The organism is Streptomyces sp. NPDC032091 (assembly GCF_055580265.1).
The window spans coordinates 315,286-340,950 of record NZ_JBVILR010000002.1 but is presented as its reverse complement, the minus strand read 5'-3'; the positions used below and the strand labels follow the sequence as shown (position 1 = coordinate 340,950).

The 25,665-nt window shown below is 73.8% G+C and carries 29 protein-coding genes; 19 read left to right on the top strand and 10 right to left on the bottom strand.

The annotated features are described in order from the left end of the window. Positions 1-20: 20 nt before the first annotated feature. A complete protein-coding gene (gene rph / locus ACZ5NJ_RS04540; protein WP_468762670.1) occupies positions 21-2,642 on the bottom strand; it encodes a rifamycin-inactivating phosphotransferase in 2,622 nt (873 codons plus the stop codon). A 497-nt stretch (positions 2,643-3,139) separates the two neighbouring features. Between rph and ACZ5NJ_RS04535 the strand changes: the two genes are divergently transcribed. Both ACZ5NJ_RS04535 and ACZ5NJ_RS04530 read left to right on the top strand, forming a co-directional pair. Then, positions 3,140-3,922, top strand: a complete 783-nt coding sequence (locus ACZ5NJ_RS04535; protein ID WP_468763147.1) for a DNA glycosylase AlkZ-like family protein — start codon at positions 3,140-3,142, stop codon at positions 3,920-3,922. A gap of 25 nt (positions 3,923-3,947) precedes the next feature. Then, positions 3,948-4,550, top strand: coding sequence for an HD domain-containing protein (locus tag ACZ5NJ_RS04530; protein WP_468762668.1), 603 nt, complete (start codon positions 3,948-3,950; stop codon positions 4,548-4,550). 77 nt (positions 4,551-4,627) lie between these two features. Here the strand turns inward: ACZ5NJ_RS04530 and ACZ5NJ_RS04525 are convergent, their stop codons facing one another. Continuing rightward, a complete protein-coding gene (locus ACZ5NJ_RS04525) occupies positions 4,628-5,149 on the bottom strand; it encodes a hypothetical protein (protein WP_468762666.1) in 522 nt (173 codons plus the stop codon). Positions 5,150-5,419: 270 nt separating this feature from the next. Here ACZ5NJ_RS04525 and ACZ5NJ_RS04520 point away from each other — a divergent pair, with 270 nt between their 5' ends. Beyond that, positions 5,420-6,181, top strand: coding sequence for a 2OG-Fe dioxygenase family protein (locus tag ACZ5NJ_RS04520; protein ID WP_468762664.1), 762 nt, complete (start codon positions 5,420-5,422; stop codon positions 6,179-6,181). Here the strand turns inward: ACZ5NJ_RS04520 and ACZ5NJ_RS04515 are convergent. From ACZ5NJ_RS04515 to ACZ5NJ_RS04505, 3 genes are all read right to left on the bottom strand, one after another. Continuing rightward, a complete protein-coding gene (locus ACZ5NJ_RS04515; RefSeq protein WP_468762663.1) occupies positions 6,159-7,352 on the bottom strand; it encodes a carboxylate-amine ligase in 1,194 nt (397 codons plus the stop codon). The two genes, ACZ5NJ_RS04520 and ACZ5NJ_RS04515, sit on opposite strands and share 23 nt — an antisense overlap. 77 nt (positions 7,353-7,429) lie before the next feature. Then, on the bottom strand, positions 7,430-8,311 hold the full coding sequence (locus ACZ5NJ_RS04510) for an NAD(P)H-binding protein (protein WP_468762661.1): 882 nt from the start codon (positions 8,309-8,311) through the stop codon (positions 7,430-7,432). Next, the gene (locus ACZ5NJ_RS04505) at positions 8,308-8,772 is read right to left on the bottom strand and encodes a nuclear transport factor 2 family protein (protein WP_468762659.1); all 465 of its coding nucleotides are present in this window, start codon (positions 8,770-8,772) and stop codon (positions 8,308-8,310) included. Before ACZ5NJ_RS04505 ends, ACZ5NJ_RS04510 begins: the two co-directional genes overlap by 4 nt. 103 nt (positions 8,773-8,875) lie before the next feature. Here ACZ5NJ_RS04505 and ACZ5NJ_RS04500 point away from each other — a divergent pair, with 103 nt between their 5' ends. Beyond that, the gene (locus ACZ5NJ_RS04500; protein ID WP_468762657.1) at positions 8,876-9,457 is read left to right on the top strand and encodes a TetR/AcrR family transcriptional regulator; all 582 of its coding nucleotides are present in this window, start codon (positions 8,876-8,878) and stop codon (positions 9,455-9,457) included. 104 nt (positions 9,458-9,561) lie between these two features. Next, positions 9,562-10,215, top strand: coding sequence for a DUF7691 family protein (locus ACZ5NJ_RS04495; RefSeq protein WP_468762655.1), 654 nt, complete (start codon positions 9,562-9,564; stop codon positions 10,213-10,215). Positions 10,216-10,252: 37 nt separating this feature from the next. On the opposite strand, the gene ACZ5NJ_RS04490 is transcribed toward ACZ5NJ_RS04495, so the two are convergent. Both ACZ5NJ_RS04490 and ACZ5NJ_RS04485 read right to left on the bottom strand, forming a co-directional pair. Continuing rightward, entirely contained in the window at positions 10,253-10,918 is a 666-nt protein-coding gene (locus ACZ5NJ_RS04490) for a hypothetical protein (protein WP_468762653.1), read from the bottom strand. Between the two features lie 311 nt (positions 10,919-11,229). Next, the gene (locus ACZ5NJ_RS04485) at positions 11,230-11,628 is read right to left on the bottom strand and encodes a hypothetical protein (protein ID WP_468762650.1); all 399 of its coding nucleotides are present in this window, start codon (positions 11,626-11,628) and stop codon (positions 11,230-11,232) included. A gap of 219 nt (positions 11,629-11,847) precedes the next feature. Here ACZ5NJ_RS04485 and ACZ5NJ_RS04480 point away from each other — a divergent pair, with 219 nt between their 5' ends. From ACZ5NJ_RS04480 to ACZ5NJ_RS04450, 7 genes are all read left to right on the top strand, one after another. Next, positions 11,848-12,387 (top strand): NUDIX domain-containing protein, encoded by a 540-nt coding sequence (locus ACZ5NJ_RS04480; protein WP_468762648.1) that lies wholly within the window; start codon positions 11,848-11,850, stop codon positions 12,385-12,387. Positions 12,388-12,686: 299 nt separating this feature from the next. Further along, on the top strand, positions 12,687-14,183 hold the full coding sequence (locus tag ACZ5NJ_RS04475; protein WP_468763145.1) for an NUDIX domain-containing protein: 1,497 nt from the start codon (positions 12,687-12,689) through the stop codon (positions 14,181-14,183). Between the two features lie 81 nt (positions 14,184-14,264). After that, on the top strand, positions 14,265-14,594 hold the full coding sequence (locus ACZ5NJ_RS04470) for a GFA family protein (RefSeq protein WP_468762646.1): 330 nt from the start codon (positions 14,265-14,267) through the stop codon (positions 14,592-14,594). A gap of 30 nt (positions 14,595-14,624) precedes the next feature. Further along, positions 14,625-14,894: a hypothetical protein gene (locus tag ACZ5NJ_RS04465; protein ID WP_468762644.1), complete on the top strand. Its 270-nt coding sequence runs from the start codon at positions 14,625-14,627 to the stop codon at positions 14,892-14,894. Positions 14,895-14,926: 32 nt separating this feature from the next. Then, the gene (locus ACZ5NJ_RS04460) at positions 14,927-16,279 is read left to right on the top strand and encodes a phosphotransferase (RefSeq protein WP_468762643.1); all 1,353 of its coding nucleotides are present in this window, start codon (positions 14,927-14,929) and stop codon (positions 16,277-16,279) included. A gap of 17 nt (positions 16,280-16,296) precedes the next feature. After that, on the top strand, positions 16,297-16,653 hold the full coding sequence (locus ACZ5NJ_RS04455; RefSeq protein WP_468762642.1) for a hypothetical protein: 357 nt from the start codon (positions 16,297-16,299) through the stop codon (positions 16,651-16,653). Positions 16,654-16,662: 9 nt separating this feature from the next. After that, positions 16,663-17,343: a hypothetical protein gene (locus tag ACZ5NJ_RS04450; RefSeq protein ID WP_468762640.1), complete on the top strand. Its 681-nt coding sequence runs from the start codon at positions 16,663-16,665 to the stop codon at positions 17,341-17,343. 72 nt (positions 17,344-17,415) lie between these two features. On the opposite strand, the gene ACZ5NJ_RS04445 is transcribed toward ACZ5NJ_RS04450, so the two are convergent. Further along, a complete protein-coding gene (locus ACZ5NJ_RS04445) occupies positions 17,416-17,667 on the bottom strand; it encodes a hypothetical protein (RefSeq protein WP_468762638.1) in 252 nt (83 codons plus the stop codon). A gap of 136 nt (positions 17,668-17,803) precedes the next feature. Here ACZ5NJ_RS04445 and ACZ5NJ_RS04440 point away from each other — a divergent pair, with 136 nt between their 5' ends. Both ACZ5NJ_RS04440 and ACZ5NJ_RS04435 read left to right on the top strand, forming a co-directional pair. After that, on the top strand, positions 17,804-18,007 hold the full coding sequence (locus ACZ5NJ_RS04440; protein WP_468762636.1) for a hypothetical protein: 204 nt from the start codon (positions 17,804-17,806) through the stop codon (positions 18,005-18,007). 326 nt (positions 18,008-18,333) lie between these two features. Continuing rightward, positions 18,334-19,173 (top strand): SCO4651 family lipoprotein, encoded by an 840-nt coding sequence (locus ACZ5NJ_RS04435; RefSeq protein WP_468762634.1) that lies wholly within the window; start codon positions 18,334-18,336, stop codon positions 19,171-19,173. A 35-nt stretch (positions 19,174-19,208) separates the two neighbouring features. On the opposite strand, the gene ACZ5NJ_RS04430 is transcribed toward ACZ5NJ_RS04435, so the two are convergent. Next, the gene (locus ACZ5NJ_RS04430) at positions 19,209-19,802 is read right to left on the bottom strand and encodes an MBL fold metallo-hydrolase (protein WP_468762632.1); all 594 of its coding nucleotides are present in this window, start codon (positions 19,800-19,802) and stop codon (positions 19,209-19,211) included. Positions 19,803-19,977: 175 nt separating this feature from the next. Between ACZ5NJ_RS04430 and ACZ5NJ_RS04425 the strand changes: the two genes are divergently transcribed. Then, complete coding sequence (locus ACZ5NJ_RS04425; RefSeq protein ID WP_468763143.1) at positions 19,978-20,880, top strand: GlxA family transcriptional regulator; 903 nt, start codon at positions 19,978-19,980, stop codon at positions 20,878-20,880. Positions 20,881-21,134: 254 nt separating this feature from the next. Next, positions 21,135-21,974, top strand: coding sequence for a class II glutamine amidotransferase (locus tag ACZ5NJ_RS04420; RefSeq protein WP_468762630.1), 840 nt, complete (start codon positions 21,135-21,137; stop codon positions 21,972-21,974). Here ACZ5NJ_RS04420 and ACZ5NJ_RS04415 read toward each other — a convergent pair. Beyond that, positions 21,919-22,947: a GlxA family transcriptional regulator gene (locus tag ACZ5NJ_RS04415; protein WP_468762628.1), complete on the bottom strand. Its 1,029-nt coding sequence runs from the start codon at positions 22,945-22,947 to the stop codon at positions 21,919-21,921. The genes ACZ5NJ_RS04420 and ACZ5NJ_RS04415 overlap by 56 nt on opposite strands. A gap of 137 nt (positions 22,948-23,084) precedes the next feature. Between ACZ5NJ_RS04415 and ACZ5NJ_RS04410 the strand changes: the two genes are divergently transcribed. The 3 genes from ACZ5NJ_RS04410 to ACZ5NJ_RS04400 are packed head-to-tail and all read left to right on the top strand — an operon-like array spanning position 23,085 to position 25,653. Beyond that, positions 23,085-23,786: an HD domain-containing protein gene (locus ACZ5NJ_RS04410; protein ID WP_468762626.1), complete on the top strand. Its 702-nt coding sequence runs from the start codon at positions 23,085-23,087 to the stop codon at positions 23,784-23,786. A 41-nt stretch (positions 23,787-23,827) separates the two neighbouring features. After that, the gene (locus ACZ5NJ_RS04405) at positions 23,828-24,367 is read left to right on the top strand and encodes an ArsR/SmtB family transcription factor (protein WP_468762624.1); all 540 of its coding nucleotides are present in this window, start codon (positions 23,828-23,830) and stop codon (positions 24,365-24,367) included. After that, positions 24,364-25,653, top strand: coding sequence for an MFS transporter (locus ACZ5NJ_RS04400; protein WP_468762621.1), 1,290 nt, complete (start codon positions 24,364-24,366; stop codon positions 25,651-25,653). Before ACZ5NJ_RS04405 ends, ACZ5NJ_RS04400 begins: the two co-directional genes overlap by 4 nt. The last annotated feature ends 12 nt before the right edge of the window (positions 25,654-25,665 follow it).

Below are 25,665 nucleotides of genomic sequence, written 5' to 3'. Positions count from 1 at the left end.
TCTGGTGTGCCGATGGCCGGTCAGTCCAGGAGTTCGATGTGGCCGTCGGTTCCGTGTACGCGGATGCGTTGGCCGTCGCGGATCAGGCGGGTGGCCCGGGCGACGCCCACGACGGCCGGGAGGCCGTACTCCCGGGCGATCACCGCGCCGTGCGTCATGAGGCCGCCCACCTCCGTCACCAGGCCCGTGATTCCGACGAACAGCGGCGACCAGCTGGGGTCCGTGAAGACCGTGACCAGGATGTCGCCGGGTTCGAGGTCGGCGTCGGCCATGTCGAGGATGACGCGGGCCCGTCCCTCGACGGTCCCGGCGGACACGGGCAGGCCGACGAGGGCGCCGGCCGGTGCGTCGTCGCGCCGGTACGACCCGTTGAGGGCCTCGCCGTCCGACGTGAGGACACGCGGCGGGGTGAGCGCCTGGTACGACCGGAACGCTTCCTTGCGCTGCCGGACGAGCCGGTCGTCCACCCGGCGGGAGCGTACGGCCTCGTGCAGCTCCGGGAACGTCAGGTAGAAGGCGTCCTCCTTCGCGGCGAGCACCCCGGCCCGCACGAGCCGCTCGGCCTCCTCCACCAGGACCTGCTTGTAGACGAAGAAGCGGCTGACCATGGCGTACTTCGGGTACTCCCGGTACCCGATGAACGTCCTGACCCGGTCGATCATCCGTTTGGTCTCCGCGGCCTTGCGCTGCCCGTCCGGCAGCGCCCGCACCCGCGACAGCACTTCCCGTTCCTTCTCCCGCGCCGCCCGCAGCCCCTGCGCGAAGCGCCGTTCGGCGGCGCCCGGCCCGGAGTTGCGGACGTGGTCGAGGATCACGGGCACGAGCGTGGCGGGGCGCTCGCGCCAGCGCGGTCGCGTGATGTCGATCTCGCCGACGCAGCGCATGCCGTACCGGCCGAGGTAGGCCTCGATGGCGTCGCGCGCCTGGGGTCCGCCGGCAAGCTTCGCCAGCTCGTCCAGGAAGCCGTCGTCCTCGACGCCCCGCAGGAACGCCACCACCTCCGGCCACGGGCGGATCACGTCCGCGACGTCGAGCAGCGCCAGTCCCATCTCCGACGTGACGTTGCCGGGGGCGGACAGCGTCAGCGTGTCGGCCGCGTTCTTCTCGCCCAGCCACGCCCGCAGGTTGTCGTTGAGCCACCAGGTGGCCTCCATCCCCGCCATGATGACCTGAAGGCTCTGCGGGTCACGGAGCAGCCGCTTGTGCTCCTCGAAGGCGTCCAGCAGACAGTCGAACAGTTCCGGTCCGGTCTTCGTCCGGATGTCCCGCTCCAGGGCGGCGAGGGACCGCCGGCTGCGCTCGATCAGCTCGGTGACGACGGCCGGATCGGTCTCGATCGGGGCGGGCGCACGGTCCGCCGGCGGCCTGCCGGGAGCCGCCTCGGGGGACTCGGGCAGCGACGGGAGGAAGCCGTCGCGGGCGAGGACGGTCTCCAGGGCATCCCTGACCAGCGGGTCGCCGCGCCCGACGACGTCCAGGAGGGCCGCGCGGCTCGCGGGCGAGGCCAGGCGCCGGGTGACGTCGACGAACAGCCGGCCGCCGGCCTCCGGCATCGGCGCCATGGCGGTCAGCTGCCACACGGAGAGCCCCAGGGGCCTCATGGGGTCGGTCATCATCTGCTGGTGGCCGACGGAGAGGTAGACGCGGTTGTCGTCGTGCCCGCCGCTCTCGGGCCCGGGGACGGGGACCGGGAAGAGCGTGGTGATCGGCCGGCTCTGGACGATGTGGAAGTCGCCGTCGGCCAGGCACCATTCGATGTCCTGCGGGCGCCCGAAGTGCGCTTCGATCCGCCGCCCGAGCCGGACGAGCCGCACGGCCTGCGCGTCCGTCAGCGTCGGCCGCTGCTGCTGCCGCGCGTCGACCGCCACCTCCCGCGTACCGCCGGCGGCGAGGGCGCGGACGGCACGCTCCTTGGCGGCGATCGCCCGGGCGACGACTTCGCCGCGGCGCACCGTGAAGACGTCCGGGTTCACCAGCCCCGACACCAGGGCCTCGCCGAGGCCGAAGCCCGCCTCCACGGTGGCGGCCGTCCGATCACCCGTGACGGGGTCGGCGGTGAACAGGACCCCGGCCGCCTGCGGGAAGACCATCCGCTGCACGACGACGGCCATGTGGACCGTACGGTGGTCGATGCCGTGGCTCTGGCGGTACGCCACGGCCCGCTCGGTGAACAGCGAGGCCCAGCAGCGGCTGATGTGCCGGATGACGGCCGTCGGCCCGACGACGTTCAGGTACGTGTCCTGCTGGCCGGCGAAGGAAGCGGACGGCATGTCCTCCGCCGTCGCGCTGGAGCGGACGGCGTAGGCGGCCCCCTCACCGAACCGGGCGAGCGCGTCGGTGATCGGCGCCGCGAGGGCGTCCGGGACGGGGACCTCCTCGATGGCCTGGCGGACCTGCCCACTGAGCGTGCGGAGGGCCTCGCGATCGCGCGGGTCCGCGCACGCCAGCCGGTCGATGGCCTCCTCGATGGCCGGAGCTTCCCGCAGGATCCGCCGGAAGGCGTCCGTCGTCACGCAGAAACCCTCCGGGACGCGGACCCCGTCGATCCGCGACAGCACGCCCAGGTGGGCGGCCTTGCCGCCGACGGCGTCGACCTGCGCCGCGTCGGCCTCCCGGAGGTCCAGTACGTAGCGGTCGCTCATCGCGCTCCCTCCGTCGTGGCCGGCCCGACGGCTCCGCTCGCCCCGTACGTCGACGACGACAGCACTCGCACTCCTGGTCCCCATTTCCTCCGCGATCGGTCCGCGATCCGTGATGCGCGGCTGCGGCCGACGATTCTGCGCCGGGACAGGGGTCTTGCGGCAAGCCCCCCTGTGGGCTATAGCTTGGAAGTGGCAGGGAGAGCACTCTTCCTGCCTTTTGCATGCGCCGGCCGTTTCGCCTGATCAAGGACGGAAGCTGTCCGCAAGAGGGTGCACGCTGGGGTGGTCGTTCCGCAGTCCTCCCACCCGCCCGGCCGAAAGGACCCGCCCACGGCGGCAGTTCGCCGCCCGGCCCCCTGCCATGAGCCCGACCCGACCGCACCTCAGCGACGAGCACCGGCGCCGGCTGCTCACCAGCCGGCACCTGCTCGCCCCCGCCCTGCGCGCGGCCACGCCCGAGCAGGTCGCAGACCGGCTGGTGGCCCTGCACGGTGCGGATGCTGTGCGTGCGGCGCACCATGTTCGTCGTCCCCCGCACCCTCGCCGGCGTGGTCGACGCCTCCACCGCACGCGCCGTGGCGGCCCGCGAGCGTCGCGGCCTGCTGAAGGTGCCGGCCGAACAGCTCGGCCGGGACGCCGACTGGCTCGCGGCCGGCGAGGGCCGTATCCGGCGCGGCCGGCCCCTGGGCAGCTGGGCCTCCTCACAGTTCCGGTGGACCCTCGCCGAACCCCACGCCGAGCTCCCCGCCGAACGGGCCCGGGCCGAGCTCGCCACCGCCTACCTCACCGCGTTCGGGCCCGCCACGACCGAGGACGTCCGCTGGTGGACCGGCTGGACCCTCACCGACACCCGCCGGGCCCTCGCCGGCACCCCCGCCCTCGACGTCGACCTGTCCGGCGGGCCCGGACACGCCCTGCCCGAACACCTCGACGCCCCGCCCGCGCCGGAGCCGGCCATCGCCCTGCTGCCCGGCCTCGACCCCACCCCCATGGGCTGGCGCCACCGCGACTGGTACCTCGAACCCGGCCATATTCCCGACCTGTTCGACGCGAACGGCAACATCGGCCCCACCCTCTGGTGGAACGGCCACGTCATCGGCGGCTGGGCCCAACGACCCGACGGCCGCATCACCACCCGCCTCCTGCCCGGCACCCACCCCACCCCCGAACTCCGGCGGTCCCTCACCGCCGAAACCGCCCGGCTGACCGCGTTCCTCGGCGACATGCGCTTTCGGCCCAGCCTGCGCACACCCCTCGAACGAGCTCTCACCACCGGCTGACCCCGGCACCGGTACGGTCACCAGGATGACTTCGACGCCGTACGACTCCCTGTCCCGTGCCCTCGACGCCCCGGCGGAGCCGCCCCTGAGGCCGCTGCCGCCCGTCGTGGCGGAACTCCTGCGCTGCCTCCAGGCGCCGCCCCGTCTGGCGGCGCACCTGCGCGCGGTCCACGACGTCGCGGTCGAACTGGCCGACTGGGTGGGGGACCGGTATCCGGACCTGGCGGTGGACCGCGACGCCGTCCTCATCGGTGCGGCGACCCACGACGTGGGCAAGACCCTGCACCCCGAGGAGCTCTCCGGGCCCGGATCGGCCCACGAGGCGGCCGGCCGGGACCTCCTCCTGCGGCACGGCTTCGCGCCCGGCCTCGCCAGGTTCGCCGCCACCCATGCGAGCTGGGACGGCCCCGACGTGACGATCGAGGACCTCCTGGTCAGCACCGCCGACAAGATCTGGAAGGACAAGCGCGTCCCCGACCTGGAGGACAGGCTCGTGCGGGAGCTGGCCGCGGCGACGGGCAGCGAGCCGTGGGAGGAGTACCTCGCGCTGGACGACCTCCTCGCCCGCCTCGGCGCGGAGGCCGGCCGTCGGCTGGCCTTTCAGGCGGCCTTCCCCGTCGACCGGTGACCTGCGGCTGACCTGCCGACCTGCCGGCTGTAGGGGCCAGTGGGGTCGGTGGAGGCCGGGAAGGCGGCCCGGGCCGGCTACAGCCCCAGGGCGGCGTTCTCGGTGCCCAGGAGGTCCAGGAGGTCCAGCAGGGGCGCCCGGTGGAGGGAGGCGACCGGTTCGAGCAGGTCGGGGTGGCGCAGCAGGGGTGCGGCGGCGTGTTCGTGCGCGCCGGGGCGGGTGAGCCGGGTGAGCTCCCCGGCCTCGCCCCGATCGGCACGGTGGTGGGCGTCGGCGGCGAGGGCGGGGGCCGCGAGGAGGCAGGCGGCCCAGCTGACGACGGTCTCGTCCACCCAGGACCGCCAGCCGGCCCCGTCGTCGGGGTCGTCCCGGTGATCGGCGCCCGTCAGCCAGTCGAGCCGCGCGCTGCCGCCCGGACCGAGGAGGTGCAGGAGTTCCACGTCGAGCGGCGTCGGGTAGCGCAGGGTCGCGGCGAGGGTGACGGCCTGCCGGGCCTGGGCCTCGGCCAAGGCCTGGTTGAACGCGCCCGCGGGGGGCGGGAAGGCGGTCAGCAGCCAGTGCGTGCCGGCGGCTATGACGGGTGCGAGATCGGCGGACACGGCGGCTTCCTCGGGGGCGTGCTCGCCCTGGCCCGTGCCGGGTCCGCGAGCTGCGGCGCGAAGCTGCGCTGCTCCGCTCGTGGACGGCCAGCGTAGCCGGAAGCGGCTGACGTCCGGCATGACGCGCGTCACCGTCCGTCGGGGGGCGGGCCGGGACGGCCGTCCGCGCCGACCCCGGCGGGGCGCGGCCGCTCCGGGCTTCTCACCCGCTCGGAGGCGTCGTGGACGCTGCGGGCTGCCGGGGCGGCGGGCAGGCGCGAGCATGGGGACATGGCGGACAGGACGGACAGGGCGGACACGCGGGACACGGAGGACGAGGCGGGGCGCGCGGTCGCGGAAGCGCGCCGGATGGTCGCCTCCCGTGGCTGGTACCTGATGCCCCCGGCCGTGCTCTCCCGCTGCCTGGGCGTGGCCCCCACGGAGTGGGCGCGGCTCGACGGGCACTGGGAGGACCTCGCCGCCGACCCCTACGCGGCCGAGAAGGGGACGAGCCGGCTGCGCCGGTACGGACAGTTCCTGCTGCCCCGGAACGGCGGCGGCCTCACACCCCTCCCCCACGAGGTCTTCGTACAGCCCGACGACAGCAACCCGCTCTACGTGGACGTCGAGCGCCGCTTCGAACCGCTCACCGACGCGTTCCGGGCCGAGCCGGTGCTCGACGCCCTGATCCGGCTGCTCGGCGACGTCGCCGCGGGGCTGGACGACGCCGACGAGTGGGTCGTACGGGTGCACCCGTTCCGCGTCGTCGCCCGGTCCGGCAGCCTGGGGCAGCCCACGCCCGAAGGGCGCCACAAGGACGGCGTCACGCTGGTGTCCTCGCTCCTGGCCGGCCGCCGGAACGTCACCGGGGGCCGCAGCACCGTCTACGACGCCGAGGGCACGGAGATCGCGGCCGCCACCCTCAGCGAGCCGGGCACGCTCCTGCTCAGTGACGACCGCGCGACCTGGCACGCCGTCTCACCCGTCCAGCCGGAGGACGCCGGCAGGCCCGGCCACCGCGACGTCCTGGTCACCACGCTGGCCGCCCGCTGACCCCACCCCCACCGCCACCCTGACCGCCACCGCTGGTGCCGCGTGCCGTGGCGGGCACGAGCCGGTCCACCACCGCCGCGGGCCCGGCCCCTGCGGCCGCCCAGGCCCGCTGCCGGGCCGCGCCGTCACCGCGCTCGGCCAGCCGGTCGAACAGGCCGGTGACCTCGTCCAGGTCCCCGGCCTCCTCCAGCGCGGGGCGTACGAGGGCCATCAGTTCGCCGGCGAGCTCCGCGACCGGGCACGAGCGGCCCGTCACCGGATGGAAGGCCTCGCCGCTCCATCCGTCCCGGGCGGCCCGCCAGCAGGCGGCCCGCAGCACCTCCGCCTCCCAGCGCGGCCCGGGGTCCCCGCCGCGCGCCCGGGCGGCGGCGGTGCCCACGAGGGCGCGCAGGAGGACGGCGAAGGCGACCGTGTCGTCGAGGTCCTGCAGGACGTCCATGGCCCGCACCTCCAGGGTGGGCAGCCGGGGATTGGGGCGCAGGTCCCAGAACGGCGTCTGCGCGTCCAGCATCGCCTCGGTGCCGGCGATCGTGACGGCCAGGCGTTCGTGCTCCTCCCACGAGGCGGCGTAGGGCGGGGGGCCCAGGCAGGGGAAGCGGTGGCGGATGGCCGTGCGCCAGCTGGCGTAGCCGGTGTCGAGGCCGCGGTGGTAGGGCGAGTTGGCGCTCGCCGCGATCAGCAGGGGCAGCCAGGGGCGCAGGTGGTTGGCCGTGCGTACGGCGAGCTCCCGGTCGGGCAGGTGGACGTGGACGTGGAGGGCGCTGACGGCGAAGTCGTCCATCATGCTGCGGTACTGCAGGCGCCCCGCCCGGTAGCGGGGATGGCCGGCGACCTCCACCGGCCCAGGCTCCTGGAGCACCGCGGTGCCCGACGCGCACAGGCGGACGCCCTCGGCGCGGGCCGCCGCGACGAGTGCCCCGCGCACCTGCTCCAGCTCCAGGCGCAGCTCGCCGGCGGACCGGCAGGGTCGGGTACGCCCCTCGACCTGGCAGAGGGCGAACTCCTCCGTCACCCGGTCCCCCGCGTCGGCCGCGGCACGGGCTGCCACGGCGGGCCCGGCCGGCACGACCAGACGGGTGTGCGGGTCGACGAGGAAGAACTCCTCCTCGACCCCGATCGTCGCGACCGTTCCGTCGGGGCCGGGCGCGGGCTCGGGCTCGGGGTCTCTCATCCCTCCAGCATCCCCACTACCGGCCGGTACCGTGGTGCGGCTGCGCGTGCACCGGGAACGGGTGGCACAGGAAGACGTCACCCGCCGACCCGCCGGCTCCCGTGGCCCGTCTCCCGCTCCAGGACGGAACGGAAGTCGCGCGCGGGGCGCCCGGTGACCGACCGGACGGTGTCGGTGACCCGGTCCTCGGCCCCCTGGGCGATGGCCTCGTCCATGTCGGCGAGGAGCGTGGCGAATTGCTCGGGCATCAGCGCGGCCAGGCGGACGCGCAGCTCTTCGCGGGGCAGCGAGCGGTGGACCACGGGCCGTCCGGTGACCTCCGCGACGACGGTGGCGACGTCGTCGTAGCCGAGGGCCTCGGGTCCGGTCAGGACGAGATCGGCGTCGGGGGCGCGCAGGTCGGTCAGGGCGCGGACGGCCACGGCCGCGATGTCCTCGGCGTCGACGAAGCCGACCCGGCCGGTCCCGGTGGCGGTGCGGATGATCCCGTCGGTGCGGATGCCGTGCGCGTGGAGGTGATCTCCGGTGAAGTTCTGCATGAACCAGGACGGCCGGAGCACCGCCCACTCGTCGAAGATGCCCGGCAGCGCCGCGTGCACCCGGCCCACGGCCGGACCGCCCTCCTCGACGGACGAGGCGCTCAGCAGCACCGCGCGTCGCACGCCGGCGTCACGGGCGCGGCGCAGGAACGGCAGGACGACGGCCGCGGGGTCGGGGTCGCCCACGGGCGGAACCACGTACACGCGGTCCACGCCGTCGAGGGCGGCGTCGTGGGTGCCGGCGTCGTACCAGTCGAAGGCGACCGCTGCGGCGCCCGGGACCGGGGTGGCCCTGCGGCTGGCCGCCTTGGCCGCACGGCCGGCGGCAGCCAGCTGCGCGCAGGTGCGGCTGCCGGTGGTGCCGGTGGCACCGATGACGAGCGTGGTGCCGGGGGCGGGGGTGTGTCCGTTCGTCGTCATCGGCTGTCCCTGGCATGGGCATGGGCATGGGCATCGGTGTCGATGTCGGCACCGGTGTCGGGGGCGGCGAGCGGGTTCCAGTAGTCGCGGTAGGAGGTGAACCTGCCGTCCTCGACGGTGACCACGGCGATGTACGTCATGTCGAAGGGGCGTCCGGACGCCACCAGCCGGCCGACGCCGCGCATTTCGGCCACGATCGTCCGCGGATCGCCGGTCTCGTGGATCCGGAGGTCGGCCTCGGGAAAGTCGTGGAGGTCGATGTGCTCGGGGTACGGGCGCATGTAGGCGGCGACGGCCTCCCGTCCCTCCAGCCGCCGGGGCCATCCCGGGGGCGCGAACGGGAACTCCATCACCCCGTCCTCCGCCCACAGGCCCACCCAGCCGGAGATGTCCTGGTCGAGCAGGAGTTGGAGGCCGTGGCGGTAGAGATCCGCCGGGGAGGGCGACACGGGTACGGACATGGGTATCCTCTCCTCCATCATGGAAAACGGACCTTGAGTCCGCTTCGACGAACAATACGGACCCGGGGTCCGTTTTTCAATCCGCTCCACGGAAAGGAACGGCGTGACCGAGCGCAAACCCCGCAAGGACGCGGCCCGCAACCGACAGGCCGTCCTGGAGGCCGCCGACGCCCTCTTCGGCCGCTCCGAGAGCCCCGAGGACCTCACGATGGCCGACATCGCGGCGGCGGCGGGCGTCGGCAAGGGCACCCTCTTCCGCGCCTTCGGCGACCGGTCCGGCCTGCTCCGCGCGCTGTACGAGGCCCGGCTGGAACCCGTACGGGAGGCGGTGGAGACGGGGCCGCCGCCCCTCGGGCCCGCCACCCCGCCGCAGGAGCGGGTGCCCGCCCTCCTCGACGCCCTCCTGTGCTTCAAACTCGACAACCGCCGCCTCGCACTGGCCCTGGAGGAGGCCGGGAGCAGCAGCCCGTACCAGGCCGGCCACTACGACTGGTGGCACGGGGTGCTCCGGTCCGTGGTGGAGCAGGTCCCGGGCCTGACGGACGCCGGCTTCGCCGCGCACGCCCTCCTCGCCGCCACCCGGGCCGACCTCGTCGAGCGCCTGACCACAGGGGAGGGCGTACCGCGCGAGCGGCTGCGAGCCCAACTGGCGCACTACGCCGCCCGAGTGGCGACCGCGCGCTGAGGACTCGGGGCGGGGGCGGCGGCGCGACCGGCGGGGGCGGCGCCGCCCGGATGACGTGCGGCCCGGACACCGGCGTTGTCAGTGCCCTCGGGCAGGATGGACGCATGAGCAAGGTAGTGAACTACAGCATGGCGAACCGCGGTCAGGTCCTGCGGTTCGTGCCCGCGGCGGACCTGAGCGCCGACGAATCACGACGCCTGGAGAACATGCGGGCGACGGCGCGGGCGCGTCAGGACAGCCTCGACTACCAGGGCGTGGACTGGGGGTTGTCGGTTCCGGACGCCCTGGAGGAGCTGATATCCGGCCGGGCCGACTCCTCCGCCGCCCCCGCCGGGTGCGCCTACTACGCGGCCCTCCAGATCATCATCGACCACAACGCGAGCGACCCCGCCACCCTGGCGAGCTACCGCAGCCCCGTCACCTTCTTCTCGGCCCTGGACGAAGCGCTGAGCGCGGAGGGTGTCCCCGCGGAACTGCTGCCGTGGCAGTACGTCTTCAGCGGCCCGCCCTCGGAGATCGGGTTCCCCATCCCCCACCCCGTGGACGGTTCCCCGGAGATCGGCTGCTGGCCACTGGAGAAGGCCGTCCCCGCGGTGGAGGCGTACCGCGCGGTCCTGGACCGGATCGACCCGGACCTCCGGTACGACCTGGGGGAACTCGTCAAGGCCCTCGACGGCTGGGCCTCGGAGTGGAAGGAGGGCCAGGGGACCTGGTGGTGGGCGGAGGACGGCTCGATCTTCTTCTCGATCACCGGCTGACGGCGACCGCGCCGGCCGCCCCACGGGAGCGCCCCGGTCAGTGGCCGCTCAGGCCCCACGCGTCGAGACCGCCGTAGATGTGGGCCCTCAGGCGGCGAGGGGCGTCGAAGCCCGAGGCTTCGCCGCGGTAGATGGCGATGAGCGAGTCCTTGCCCCGCCACCAGGTGTCGGCGAGGCCCTGGACTTCGGGTACGGGCTCGAACCCGTCGAGGTCGAGTTCCTTGACGGCGGCGCCTTCGACCTTGGTGATGGTCTTGGCCCAGTGGCTCGCGTGGGCGGCCAGCGCGAGGGCTTCCACCCAGCCCTCCGTGCCGGCGTGCAGCGGTGTCCAGCGGTCGGCGTCGATGCCGAATTCGCCCCTCGGGCCGATCATGAACCCATAGGCCATGGAGACACGGCAATCGCCGGCCGGGAACCGCCATCCCTCCCCGGCCGAGACCTCGGGCACATCGGCTTCCAGAACGCGCGGGCCGCCCTCGTACGCGGGAGCCGGGGGGAGGGCGATTCCGCCCCACCGCTCCTGGAAGGCCACGGCACGGTCGATCTCCCCCGCGGGTACGCCGTGTTCGAGCCAGTCCTCGCGGCAGAGCCGGAGGTCGCGGCGGGGGACGAGGAGCCCGTGCGCCTGCACGAAGTACCGGGCGCGCCGGCTCAAGCCTCCCGGCGTCCGCGGGGTCAGAGGTACGCGGATGTCCGCCGTCACGGCTGCCGCCTGTCCGGAAAAGGGGATGGGAAGTTCGGCTCGACACCGTACCCCGCCGTCAGACCACCAAACGCCGGCGGAGCCCGCGCGCCCCTGGGGCAGCGACCACCCCACCGGACTCGAAACGGCCGCCCCAGGCGGGACAGGCCGTCCCCCGTGGTCGCGAAGGCCCCCAGTTCACCGCTGGAGGCCCGGTCCCAGGTGCGCAGCAGGTACATGGAGTGAGGCCCCCGTACGGCCGGGAGGCTCTCAGCTCACGACGGGGACGTCGCCGACGCGCACGGTTGCGGTCCGGCGCGGCTCCACGACCGTCAGCTCGGGGTGGTAGCCGCGTCGGTCACGCGCACGCCGGGCCGGAACAGCTCGGCGATCGACCCCAGCCCGCGCGGGGCGGGGCGGGGCGGACGCCAGCAGGTGGCCGGGGCCGGCCCCCCGCTGCGGTCGGCCGCCTCGACGGTCTCGAAGGACGGGGGTCCCGTGAGCCCGTGGACCCGTACCGAAGGCAGCGGCCACTCCCCGAAGGCGGGCCGCTCCGTCCAGCGCTCGCCGTCGGGGACGTGGGGCGCGGTGACGTACGCGCCGCCACCCTCGCCCCGGAGCTCCTCCGTCCGTCGGCCCCTCCCGTCCGGGAAGAGTTCCACGGTGAAGCGCGGACATGCCTCGTCGAGTTCCGCCGTCTCGAGGCCGGGGACCACCACCTCGTGGGTCACACCGCGCGCGAACCCCCGACGAGGGAATCGCAGCCGAGCCGCTCACCTTCCGATCCGACCGGCCCTAAGGTGGGCGAATAGGCTCTCAAGTACCCGCCAAGGGACGGGCATTGCACCGGGACCCCGGCACCTGGTCGGGACCTGGTGCCGTCAGGTCGCGCCACAAGCAGGCAGCCATGTGCCTCCCACCGACACAGCACGGTCACCACAGGAGTGAACATGATCGACGGCTGGAGCACGCTTTCCTCGACCGTCCAGTACACGGGAGTCCGGGTCGTGGTTCGCCGTGACTCGGTCCGGCGCACCGACGGGAGCATGGGGACCTACGAGTACGTCGAGTCCGTCGACGGCGTACGCGTTGTGGCCCTCGACGACCGGGGCCGGATCGCCCTGGTGGAGGAGAACGTCCATGTGTGCGGGCAGCGGCTGCTGATGTGCCCCGGTGGCGGATGCCATCCCGGCGAGGACCCGTTGACGGCCGCGCGCCGGGAACTGGCAGAGGAAACCGGCATCCACGCTGCCGAGGTCGAGCCGCTGACGACGATGTGGCGGATGCCCGCCGGCGCGCGTACCCGCGAGCACCTCTACCTGGCCCGGGAGCTGAACCTCGGCGAGCACCATCGGGACCCGAGCGAGGCCGACATGGAGTTGCGCTGGGTCGCCCTGGAGGAGGCGGTGGCGATGTGCCAGGACGGCCGGATCACCGAAGCCGGCACCCTCGCGGCAGTTCTGCTGACGTCGCTGCGCACTGCAGCGTAGCCACGCGCCGTGCACCCCGGGCGAGCAGGGCGACGCCCCGGCGACGGGCGCTCGCTGACAGCCGACCGCCGCAGCGCCCGACCGTCGGCGTTTCGGCCAATCGCCCCCGAGCCCGGTGCCCTTGCGCGGCAAGGGTCGGTGCACCGCACACCTTCGGAAAACCGCTGAATCACCGGGCGCACAACACGTCCGAAAGGAACAGGTGCTCGAAATCATGCGGCGTCGTTGAACACGGCGACGCCACCATCACGTCCACGAGGGGGAACACATTGACGTCAGTCGAACCAGACAGCGACGCGATCGCGGGCGGCCCGAAGACCGGAGCCACGGGCAGCGGCTCCACCGCGATCCGCAGGACCGTCGAGGCGTACCTCGGCCGGCACCCCGGCGAGCGTGACGCCCTGGCCGGACTCCTCGCCGCGCTGGACCGGCCCGTCGACGCGACCGCCCGGACGACGCTGCCCGGGCACATCACGTGCAGCGCTGTCATCATCGACCGGCAGGGCCGGGTCCTGCACCTCCGGCACCTGGCCACCGGCGGCCACCTGCTCACTCCCGGCGGCCACGTCGAGCCCGAGGACCGCACCCTGCTCGCCGCGGCGCTGCGCGAGGCGGCGGAGGAGGCCGGGATCGCGCCGGGCTCCCTGTGCCTGACCCGGCAGCTGCTCGGCTCTCCGATCGACATCGATGTCCACGACATCCACGCCCGCCCGTCCAGAGGGGAACCGGCCCACTTCCACTACGACTTCCGCTACGTCTTCTACCTCGTCGGCGAGGAGCCGCCGACGATCGTGCCGCAGGACGAGGAGGTCTCCGGCGCCCAGTGGCTCCCGCAGCCGGAGGTCACCTCGTCGACACTGCGCGCGAAACTGCTCGCGGCGGGCCTGGACGGCAGGCCGGAGCCGGTGAACGCTTCCGTGCTGATCCACGACGGGGCCGGCCGCTACCTGCTTCATCTGCGCGACCACAAGCCCGGCCTCATCCGGCAGTCGGGGGCGTTCGCCCTACTCGGCGGCGGCCGCACGCACGACGACCAGAGCCTTGAGGCCACCCTGCTGCGGGAGCTGTCCGAGGAGGTGCCCGACCTCCGCCTTGAGGACGTGAAGCCCTACGCCGTGGAGGCCGCCACCAGCATCGACGGCCTCAGCATCCCGGTCCGGGTCTTCGCCGGCCGCTGGCGCGGCGACTCCGACCGTCTGCGGCTGCACGAGGGTGTGCTGCTGCGCTGGTTCGCGCCCGACGAACTGGACCGGCTGCGCCTGAGCCCCGCCACCCGGGACCTGATCCGCCGGCACGCGGCCGAGAACCCCCCGGACAACGAGCCGGCCGCGGCTCCTCCCGTGTGGGACGGGGGCAGCCGGGTGGTGCTGAACGGCATCGGAGTCCACCTCCACGTCGAAGACGCCGAAGGCCGAGTACTGCTCGGCCTGCGTCACCCCGACTCGAAGTACGCGGGCGACACCTGGCACTACCTCGCCGGACGGTGCGAGCGGGAGTCCGCCCTCGCCTGCCTGGTCCGCGAGGCGCGGGAGGAAGCGGGGCTGGTCATCGACCCAGCGGACGTGGAGCTCGCGCACGTCGTCCACGTCGTCGACGCCCCGGGCAGCCTGCCCCTGATGCAGCTCGTCTTCCGGGCGCGCCGGTGGGAGGGCACCCCCGAGGTTCGCGAGCCCGACAAGTGTCTGACCTGGCAGTGGTGGCCGCGGCACGAACTCCCGGACCGGATCGTCTCCTACACCCGCACGGCCATCACCGCCATCTCCGAAGGCCGCCCCTATTCCCAACTGGGCTGGTGAACAGGACGAGCCCACCCGCCGGCCGAGGACCGCTACTCGCCCTGCACGCCGGCGCGCATCTGCTCCAGAGGAGTCCACCCCATGACCTCGCCCACCCCCACTTCCACCGCTGCCCGGTCCGGTGGCTGCCTGTGCGGGAAGGTGCGGTTCACGGTCACCGGGGAGCCCGACTATCCACACACCTACAGCTGTGGGCACGGCCAGGCCCTGTCCGGTGGCCCGCTGATGTCCTGGGTTTCCTTCCCCTTGGCCGGATTCTGTGCCCTCGACGACGAGTCCACCAGCATCGCCGTCACCCTCTCCGCTCTGGGCAACCCGCCCGACCTGGTTCCGGTCAACCAGAGCTACCGCGAGAACGCCGTGCCCTGGCTGACCCCGGTCCCCGACACCCGCGACCACCTCCACAGCTGAAGCCCACCCGTACCACGAGATCGGAGACCCGTGTCCCTGGACTACTCCTCCACCCGCCACCGCCCCAAACCGGACGGGGCGCAGGCACCCACGCTGCCGGACCTCGACGCCGGCACGGGACGGGTCGCTCTCGACCTCGCCGAATCCGCGTTCAGCGGCATCGCCGAGCACCGCATCCCCTTCCACCGCGCGTGGACCCTCCGCAGCGTCCTCCTGCTCCCGCAGGCGCAGGACAGGCTCCGGCACGAGGTGGGCGTGTTCACGGTGCTGCTCACCCCCCGCCCCGGGGCCGCGCGGTGAGCGGCGGGGCCCGGCATACGGTGCCGGTCGACGTGCACCTCATCCTGCGCCGCGACGGCGAGAGCCGGCCGGAGGTGCTGCTGTCCCGCCGGGCCGGACCGGTGTACGCGTCGGGCCTGTGGCATCTGCCTTCCGGGCACCTCGAACCCGACGAGGACATGCTTGAGGCCGTCATCCGGGAAGCCCTTGAAGAAACCGGCGTGCGCATCCAGTCGGAGGACGTGACCGCGGCGGTCACCGTCCACCACCGCCCACCGGTGGGATCCCGCTCCCGTCTCGGTGTCTTCTTCGAGGCCCGCCGCTGGTCGGGCCGGCCTCGGATCATGGAGCCGGACCGGTGCGACGGCATGGACTGGTACCCGCTGGACGCCCTGCCCGCGCCGATGGTGGCGTACTGCCGGGCCGGTCTGGACGCCTACGGCGCCGGTCTGCCCGCCGCCGTGCACTTCCAACGGCCGGGCGACGCGGTCGAGCATCGGCCGGACGGCCCCGACCGCACCAGCCTGCTGAGCGGACCGCCCGTCGGCGGGACGGAGGTGCCGTACGGGCTGCGGGTGTTCGCCGAGCAGGCCGTCGGCCGGATCGCGGAGGCGACGGAGGTGTCCTGGGTGCGCACCGGCAGCCGGGTATGGCATCTGGCCGGGCCCGGGGGCGGCGCCTGGTACCTCAAGAGGCACCGCGGGGGGCGGTTCCATGACCGGGAAGTCGCCGCGTACCGGTCATGGGTGCCGGCCCTCGGGGCGCGCGCTCCCCGTCTCGTCGCCGCCGACACCGCAGCGCAGGCCATCGTCGTCACCGCACTGCCCGGCCACCCGCTGCACGGCATGGCCCTCAGCGCCGCCGACGAGGCACGCGTCCAGCGGGCCCTGGGCCGTCTCGTGGGCACCCTCCACCGGAGCGCACCCGAGCAGCCCGCCACGGCCGCCACAACCGCAACCGCAACCGCCACGGCCAAACGGCATCTGGACGGAGCTCGCCCCTACCTGGCCGACGGGGACGAGGAGCTGGTCCTCGCCCTGGCCCGCGCATGTGCGGACCTCCCCGAGCCCCCGCTCGTGCCCACGCACGGGGACCTGCAGTACCGCAACGTCCTGCTGGACGACGACGGGGAACCGCTGCTGTTCGACTTCGAGCGCTCCGAGTACAACACCGCGACCCGGGACATGGTGCGGCTGAGCGACACCTGGACCGGCCGGCCGGACCTGCGCGCGGCGTTCCTCGACGGGTACGGCCGGGCACTCACCTCCGCCGAGGAGCTGCGCCTGGACTGCGAGGCCGCTTTCGACGCCGTCTCCGGCATCGCCTACGGCACCAGCCACGACGACCCCGAGGTGACCGAACGCGGCCACCGCACCCTGCGCCGCCTCCGCGCCCAACATCCCTAGTCCGAGGAAGGACCTCTGTGCCCGAACCGCGCCTCGCCACCCCTGCCGATGCCGCCGAGATCGCCCGCCTGCGGTCGGAGAACATCCTCAGCGAACCCCCCGACGACGCCTGGCTCGCCACGTGTGCCGACCAGCTCGCCCTACGCCTCCAGGACGGCGGTGACGCCCGCGCGTACGTCGTCGACTCCCCCACCGGCGGGCTCGCCACCTGCGCCCTCGGCCTGGTCCACCCCGTCCTACCCGCCCCCAAGTACCCCAGGGGCCTGGCCCGGTGGCCGGGCCTGCGAGCAGAGAGCCGGGCCGGCCCATGTGAGTACGCGTACTCACATGGGCCGGTCGTCGGGCTCATCCGCCGGGCGGCCGTGCCTGCCTAAGGTGCGCTCATGCCCGACGAGACCGCGCACGACCCTGCCGCCACCCCGGATGCGTCCGAGCCGAAGGGCTCCTCCCGCGCCCTCGGCGCTCTCGGATGCGGCGGGGCCGCCCTCGTCGGCGTGTTCCTTCTGGTCTGCGTGCTCGCATGGGGCGCATGGGCCTCGACGGACCTCCCCCGCGTCGCGCCCGAGGAGATGGCAGGCCGTGCCGTCCAGCGTTCCCAGGAGGCCTACACCGTCCTGGGCTTCACGCGCACCATCGCTCCTGGAGTCGAGAAGATCGGCGTCAGCACGGAGAACACGCTCGATCCCGGCTACTGCTACGACGGCGGCCTGCTGGGGCTGGACGACAAGGCCATCGACGGCGCCTACTCCATGGACCACACCTGGGCGCTCGACCACGTGCCGGCGAGCCAGGCGGTCCCGGGCCTGCGCCGACTGCGCCGGTTCCTCGTGGACAAGGGCTGGGAGGTCACGTCCCACAGCGAAGGCGAGCCGGGCGGGTCGTGGGAGCTGTTCGTCCAGCGGGACGACGGCAACGAGCGGATGTCCTTCACCTGGTACCCGGACCGCGAGTACTTCACCGGCAGTGCCTCCGTGCCCTGCGCGTACGACCCGAAATGGAAGCACGGCGACCCCGGTCCTGCCGGGACCCACCCCTGGCCACCCGCCTTCGGCCCCCTGCGGTAGCTCCCCCTCCGGCCCGCACGGAAGTGCATGAACACGCGCAGGCCGGCCCGTCTGCCCGCGCGGCCTGAGGGCTCAGCCCCGAGAGCGGTGCTGGCGGTGGGTGCGGCGCCGCCGCGGCTCGGGGTCGGGCGCGGCCTGGGGTGAGGAGAAACCGCCCGGTACCGCGCCGCGCTGCGCCGGCTGCTCCGCGGACGGGGCCGCGGGCGCGGCGACGGCGGACTTGGGCGTGGCCAGAATGGTGAGGTGCGGGATGTGCCGGGCGCAGGCCTGGCAGACCTCGGCCAGGTTCCAGAGCTGCCCCACGGCCGGGTTGTGCACGAGCACCAGCAAGCTGGTCCCGGCGCAGTGAACGCGGGTCTCGTGGAGGGCGCACCCTGCGCTGCCGCAGCTGCAGGCGGCGTTGGGCCGGGCACCGGCGATCCGACCGTGGGCTTTGGCGTGTTCCGCGGCAAAGCGGCGCATGCCCGCGGCGTCCTTCGAGCGGGGCGGCATCCGGCAGGCGGCGGTGCTGCACGTGACGGACACGGTGTGGTCGGGGTGGCCGGTGAGGCGGACCGTCCAGGTCCGTCCCGGCACACGTGCTGCGGGCATCGAGGTCAAGTGGGGTCCCGTCGTCGTGCTGGTACTGGCGGCGCTGCTGCCGGCTCCGAAGAAGCCGGAGTGACCGCGCCGTGTCGCGGAGGACGACGCCGAAGGCGCGAGGCGCTCCGAGTCGGAGCGCGCGCAGGGCGCGACCACCCTGCCGAGGATAGCCGCGTGGTCGGCGGGTCACGCGGAGGGGACGGCCCCCCGCACCGATCAGGTCCCGGGGCCGTGGAGTGAGGAGCGCTTCGTCACTCTCTCCGGGCGTCGGCCGACGGGAGCCGACGGGGGCGCAGGGTGTGATGTCCGAGGCGCGTGCGATGATCCATCGATTCTGGCCTGTCAGGGGGTCCGCGGGGTGGCGCGCTGCCGGCGGACAGGCTCCATGAGCGTGCAAAGGGTGGGGAAATGAAGACCAGGAAGACCAGGACTGCGACCGGTCTCGTCGCGGCTGTGGCCGTGGTGGCCGTGGTGGTGGGCACGGCGGGCTGTTCCGCCGTGGCCGTGACGCAGAAGGCCGCCGGTGAGTCGGCTGAGACGGTGGTCCAAGCGCTGTCCCATGTCTCGGACGAGGCCTCGAAGGCGGGCTCGGCCGAGATCAGCGCCACCATGTCGGGCCCGGCGACCGGCGGCAAGACGGTGACGATGAAGGGCCTCTACTCGTGGGGCGACGGCGGTCTGGCCATGGAGACGGCGATGCCGGCCAAGGACGCCCACATGGAAAACCTGGTCAAGGACGGCACGGTCACCATCCGCCTCGTCAACGGCTCCTACTACTACCGGGTCGACCCCATGGGCAGCGGCCCGTACGAGGGCAAGTCCTGGCTGAAGGTCGAGGCGGCCGCCGTCGTCGGCGAGAAGGGCGCAGCCGGTATGGCCCAGGGGCAGGGTGACCCGACGGCCGGCCTCAAGGGCCTGAAGTACGCCCAGGACGCCGCCTGGGTGGGTGTGGAGACCGTCAACGGGAAGAACACCAAGCACTACCGGGCGTCGATCCCCCCGGCCAAGCTGGGATCCGCCGCCGAAGACATGCACAAGAGCCTGGGGCTTTCCGGCGACGTCGTGATGGACGTGTGGCTGGACGAGAAGGGCGCCCCGGCCCGGCTGAACCAGGTCATGGGCACGACCAGCATATCGCTCGACTTCCTGTCGTTCGGAGGCACGAGGACCGTCGAGGTGCCGCCCGCGGCCGACGTCGCGGACATGACCGCGGTCTTCAAGGAGCAGAGGGACGGCAAGGCGGCCTGAGGGCCCTCCCGGGTGGGGAGACGAGCGGATCGCGGTCAGAGCGGCACGTTCTCGCCCGCCGCGAACGGGGCACCGTGGCCCGGGACGATCAGGTCCGCCGCCGCCAGGACGCGGAGTCGGGCGGTGCGCAGGGCCTCGCGGTCGGGGGCGACCGGGTCGTCCGCCGGGCCCTGGGCGTGCCACCACAGGTCTCCGGCGAAGGCCACCACTCCGGATTCCGTGCCCGCCAGCAGGGTGATGTCCTCCGGGCTGTGCCCCGGGGTGCGGATCAGCCGGAGCGAGGGGGTGAGCTCGTACCCCTCGGCGTCGCGGTCGTGCCACTGGTGGCCGTTGTACTCCGCCTTGTGGTCGTGGACCCGGGCCCGGGGGAACAGTCCGGCGTTCATGATGTTGTCCGGGTGATGGTGGCTGAGCACCACATCGGTGATGTCGTCCGCGGTGAGGCCGAGTTCGGCGAGCGGGCCGAGGATGTCGTCCGGGCTCGCCACCATGCCCGGGTCGAAGACCATGTGCCGGCCGCCGTCGGTGACGTAGGAGACGGTGGCGGCTACGCCGGGGCCGGTGGAGCTGGTGTAACCGGTGTTCAGGATCGTGTAGGCGGCGCTGCGGCCGGCCGGTGCGTCGGTCATGACCCCATCCTCGCCGGGGGCCGGGCGGGCCACGAGTGGCACTGATGACACCGATCGCAGGTTTCGTGCCACTTCCTGCCGAGGTGCCGGCGGCCGACGTGTCCACCCCTGGCAGACTGCCTCCGTGCAGCAGCCCTTCCTCAGCGTCGCCGCCTACGCCCCGCCCGGCGTCGGCATGCTGGCCGTCGGTATCGTCACCGAGGTGTTCGGGCCGAGGGGGCCGGGGGCGCCGGCGTTCGATTTCGGCCTGTGCACCGACCGCCCCGGGACCGTACCCACCGACCTCGGGGTGCCCCTCGCCCTCACGCACGGCCTGGACCGGCTGGCGCGGGCGGACCTCGTGATCGCGCTGCCCTGGGCCGGGTTCCGTACGCCGCCCGCCCCGCCGGTCCTCGAAGCGCTGGCCGCCGCGCACGCGCGCGGGGCGCTCGTGGCGGCCCACTGCGTCGGCACGTTCGCCCTCGCCGCCGCCGGGCTGCTCGACGGCCGGCGGGCCACCACCCACTGGCGGTTCGCCGGCCTGCTGGCCGAACGCCACCCGGACGTCACCGTCGAGGCCGACGCCCTCTATGTCGACGAGGGCCGCGTCGCCACCGGCGCCGGGGCCGCCGCGGGCTTCGACCTGTGCCTGCACCTGCTGCGCCGCGAGCACGGCGCCTCCACCGCCAACGCCGTCGCCCGGGAGATGGTGCTGCCCTCCCACCGCGAGGGCGGGCAGGCCCAGTACCTGAGCGCGCCCGTACCGGAGAACTGCCGGGACGACCGCCTCGCCGAGGTGCTCGCCTGGGCCCGCGCCCACCTCCACGAGCCGCTCCCCGTCGCGGAGCTGGCCCGTCGCGCGCTGATGAGCAAGCGCTCCTTCGCCCGCCGCTTCGCCGCCGCGACCGGCACCACCCCCCACGCCTGGCTGCGCGCGCTGCGGCTGAGCAGCGCCGAGGAGCTCCTGGAGACCACCGACCTGCCGGTCGAGGAGATCGCCCGGCGGGTCGGGTACGGCAGCGCCGCGGTGCTGCGCGAGCAGTTCGTCCGCCGCCGCGGGGTCCCGCCGCGCTCCTACCGGCGGTCGTTCACGCGTTGAGCGCCGAGCAGGGCCACTGGCCGCCGGGAGAGCCGCGTCGCCGACCGTGCCGGGCACCGGGCCGGTGCCGGATGCCGTCGCGGTCCCGGTGAGCCCGGCCACCGCGCCCGTCGGCAGTGCGCGGCGGGCTGCCGCGGCGGGCTGCCGCGGCGGCGCCGGCGGATTACCGTGAGGGTGAGGAGGTCACGGCTCGGGGAGCCGCCCGGTGCCGCCGTCCGGGAGGAGCAGGCCGCGAAACAAACGAGGTGGTGCGGATGTGCCGCTGGCTCGCCTACTCGGGTTCGCCCGTGTTGCTCGACGCCGTGCTCTACCGGCCGGAGCATTCGCTGATCAACCAGAGCCTCCGGGCGCGGATGGGCGTCGAAACCACCAATGGCGACGGCTTCGGCGTCGGCTGGTACGGCGCGGACGGGGACGGCACACCGGTGGTCTTCCGGGACACCGCACCGGCCTGGAACAACCGCAACCTGCGGGAACTCGCGGGGCACGTCCGTTCCCCGCTGTTCTTCGCGCACGTGCGCGCCTCGACGGGCTCGGCGGTCCAGCAGACCAATTGCCACCCGTTCCGTCACGGCCGGTGGCTGTGGATGCACAACGGCTCCATCGCGGAGTTCCACCGGCTCCAGCGGGACCTGTGCATGGCCGTCGACCCGGTGCTCTTCCCGTGCATGGAGGGGTCGACCGACTCCGAGGTGATGTTCTACCTGGCCGTGACCTTCGGGCTCGACCAGGACGTGCGGGGCGCGGTCGCCAGGATGGCCGGGTTCGTGGAGCGGCTCGGCAAGGAGCACGGGGTGCCGGAGCCGCTCCAGATGACGGTGGCGGTGAGCGACGGGCAGCACGTCTGGGCGTTCCGGTACTCCAGTCGGGGCGCGTCCCGGTCCCTGTTCTACAGCAGCAGCGCCGACACCGTCCGCCACCTGCACCCGGATCTCGGCTACCTCCGTGAGATCTCCGACGACACCCGGATCGTGGTGTCCGAGCCGCTCGGTGATCTGCCGGGGATGTGGAACGAGCTCCCCGAGGCGAGCTGTGCGGTCATCCCGTCCGGGCCGGAGCCTGACTACCTCCCCTTCCTGCCGGACGCGGGCTGACGCTCCCGGAGCCGGGGGCGTTCGGGGTGCCGAAGGTGGAGCGGTAGGTCTGGGGGGAGACCCCGGCGTGGCGGGAGAAGTGGCGGCGGAAGGCGGCGGGGGAGCCGAAGCCGGTCTCGGTCGCGATGCGTTCCACGGGGATGGCGGTGGTCTCCAGGAGTTCACGGGCCCGTCGGACCCGGGCCCGGAGCAGCCATTGGAGCGGGGTGGTGCCGGTCTGGGCGCGGAAGTGGCGGTTGAGGCTGCGGATGCTCATCGAGGCCTGGTGGGCGATGTCGTCGAGGGTCAGGGGGTCGTGGAGGCGGGTTTCCAGCCAGCGCAGGGTGGGTTGGAGGGTGGTGCCGGGGGCGTCGGGGGCGGGGTGTTCGACGTACTGGCTCTGGCCGCCGTCGCGTTGCAGGGGCATGACGGTGTGGCGTGCCGTGCCGGCGGCGATCGCGGCGCCCAGGTCGCGGCGCAGGAGGTGGAGGCACAGGTCGAGGGCGGCCGCGATGCCCGCCGAGGTGAGCAGGGTGCCGTTGTCGACGAAGAGGCTGCCGGGGTCGACGTCGACGGCGGGGTGGCGGCGGGCGAGTTCGGCGGCGTGGTGCCAGTGGGTGGTGGCCCGGTGCCCGTCCAGCAGGCCGGTGGCGGCGAGGGTGAAGGCGCCCACGCAGAGGGAGGCGATGCGGGCCCCGTTGCCGGCCGCGGCGCGGAGCGCCCCGAGCGCGGGAGCGGGGGGCTCGTCCAGGAACGTGGCGTGACCGGGGATCACGACGGTGTCGGCGTCCAGGAGGCCGTCGAGGTCCCAGGGGGTGCTCAGGTCGAGTCCGCCGTATCCGGCTGCCGTGGCCGCTCGGCGGCCCGCCGCGCAGACGCGGAGTTCGTAGTGGTCCCGGCCCATCACTTCGTTCGCCTTGCCGAAGATCTGACCGGGCACGGACAGCTCGAACGGGAGCACCCCGTCGAGCGCGAGAATCGCCACAACAGCCATGGCCAGAACGTAGCGGACGGTGTCATTCGTGCCACTGTCGGGGCGGCTCCCGTACCCGCAGGATCGTCCTGTCACCCCCTCCCCCCTCCCCCGGCCCCGGTCTCGCCCGGGGCACGTCACACGAAGGACGCCTCACCGTGCAGCAGCCACCCTCTCCGCCCTCCTCGTACGCCGGCGTGGACCTCCCGCGCTCCGAACTGGCCGTCTCCGCCCTGCGCTACGCCGCGGAGCTCACGGATCCCGTCGTCTTCCGCCACAGCCTGCGCGGCTATCTGTTCGCACGGGCGATCGGCGGGGCACGGGCGCTGCGGGCGGGCGCCGACTACGACGACGAGCTGGTGTTCGTGGCGAGCGTGCTCCACGACATCGGCGTCAGCGACGCGGGCAACGGCGACGCGCGCTTCGAGGTCGACGGGGCGGACCTGGCCGTCCGGTTCCTGCGCGAGCACGGCATGGCGGAGGACCGGGCGGCGGTCGTCTGGGACGCCATCGCCCTGCACACCTTCGAAGGAATCGGCGACCGCAAGGGACCGGAGGTCATGCTCTGCCACGCCGGCATCACCGTCGACATCCTGGGCCGGGGCCGGGACCTGCTCCCCGCCGGTTTCGCCGACCTGGTGCACGCGGAACTGCCGCGCGAGGACCTGGCGTACGTGCTGACCGACGCGATCGTCGCGCAGTGCCTGGACAACCCGCACAAGGCCGGCCCGCTCTCCTTCCCGGGCCAACTGGTCCGCCCCCACCTCCCCCGGGGAACCCTGCCCGACTGGTACGACCTGATCGCGGCCGCCGGATGGGGAGACCGGCCGGCAGAGGGCGGGGACGGGGAGCTCGGGTAAACCCCTTGCGCAATGGTCAAGAAACGTTGACCATTGGGGACATGCCAACCGATGATCTTCCCGAGACGTTTCGCGTCACCACGGACGAGCAACTGCGCGCCGTCTCCAACCTCACCCGCCACCGGATCATGGCCGTGCTCCGCTTCGAGCCGGCGACGATCACTCAGATCGCCGAGCGGGTCGGCCTCGCGAAGGGGAGTTCCAGCTATCACGTGCGGCTGCTGGAGCGGGCCGGCCTGGTGAAGGTGGTGCGGACGCGGAAGGTGCGGGGGGTCAACGAGCGGTACTACGCGATGGCCGCACGGTCGATCGTGCTGCCGGATCCCGGCGAGGGCGGCCCGGACGTGCTGATGCGGCACGCCGTGGCGGACCTGGAAGCCGCGCCGGCGGACGGCGAGCGGCACGTGCGGATGGCGCACCTGCGGCTCACCGACGAGCAGTTCGCGGAGCTCGGGGCGCGGCTGGAGGCGCTGGCGGACGAGTACCGGGCGCTGTCCGACCCGTCGCTGCCGGACACGTCGCTCGTCTTCGCACTGTTCCACCCGGGGTCGCGCGCGCAGGCCGAAGGGGACGTCAAGTGACTTCTGAGGTTCGGAAGCTCCCGTCCGGGTTCGGACGGCTGTGGACCGCGCAGACGGTGTCCTCGCTCGGTGACGGCGTGACGCATGCGGCGCTGCCGCTGCTCGCGCTGACGTTGACGCGGGATCCGCTGGCGCTCGCCGTCGTCACGGCCGCCGGGACGCTGCCGTGGCTGCTCTTCGGGGTGCTCGGCGGTGCGCTGGTGGACCGCTGGGACCGCCGGCGCACGATGTGGGTCGTGGACGCGGCGCGGGCGGCGCTGCTCGCGGTACCCGCGGCGGCGGCCGCGCTCGACGTGCTGAGCATCGCGCTGCTCGCGGGCGTCGCCTTCCTGCTCGGTCTCGGCGGGCTCTTCTTCGACACGGCCGCCACGGCCTATCTGCCGGATCTGCTCGGCCGCGACCCCGCGCTCCTGGAGCGCGCCAACTCCCGTCTGCGCGGCACGCAGACCGCCGCGTCGGGCTTCGCCGGGCCGCCCGCGGGCAGCGCCCTGCTCGCGCTCGGCCGGGCGGTTCCGCTGGTCGCCGACGCGGTCTCCTTCGCGCTCTCCGCGCTGCTCGTACGGTCGCTGCCCGCGGTACCCCGGCCGGTGCCTCAGGCCCGTGAGTCCCTGCTGCGGCAGGCACGGGCCGGCGCCTCGTACGTGTTCCGGGACCGGCTGCTGCTCGGGCTCGCGCTGCGGCCGGCGGTCGGGAACGTCGCGTTCCTCGCGGTGGAGACCGTACTCGCCCTCTTCGCGCACGACCGGCTCGGCATCGACACCTTCGGCTTCGGCCTGCTCCTCACGGCGGAGGCCACCGGCGGTCTGCTCGGCGCGGGCTTCGCCTCCTTCCTCGGCCGGCGGCTCGGCACCGGCACGGCGCTGACCTGCACGGCCGCGGTCGAGGGCCTGGCCGTCCTCGGCCTGGCCGCCGCCCCGAACCCGTACGTCGCCGGCCTCGCGCTCGCCGTCTGCGGGGCGGGCATGGGCGCCACGATGGTGCTCGCGCCCTCCCTCCGGCAGTCGATCGTCCCGCCGCAGCTGATGGGCCGGGTGGCCTCCACCTCCCGCATGCTGGCCATGTGCGCCGCCCCGTTCGGCGCGTTCCTCGGCGGCTGGCTGGCCACCGCCTACGACGTGCGCACCCCGCTCTACGCGGCCGGCGGCCTCCTCCTGGCGATGACGGCGGTCACGGCGACCATGACCGGCAACCGCCGGGTCGAAGCGGCACTCCGCGCCGCCGCCGCACCTTCCGACGAGCCGGAACGCCCGCAGTCCCGGGAGACCGCCCCGGAGCGGGCCCTGTAGGGCCCCACCGCT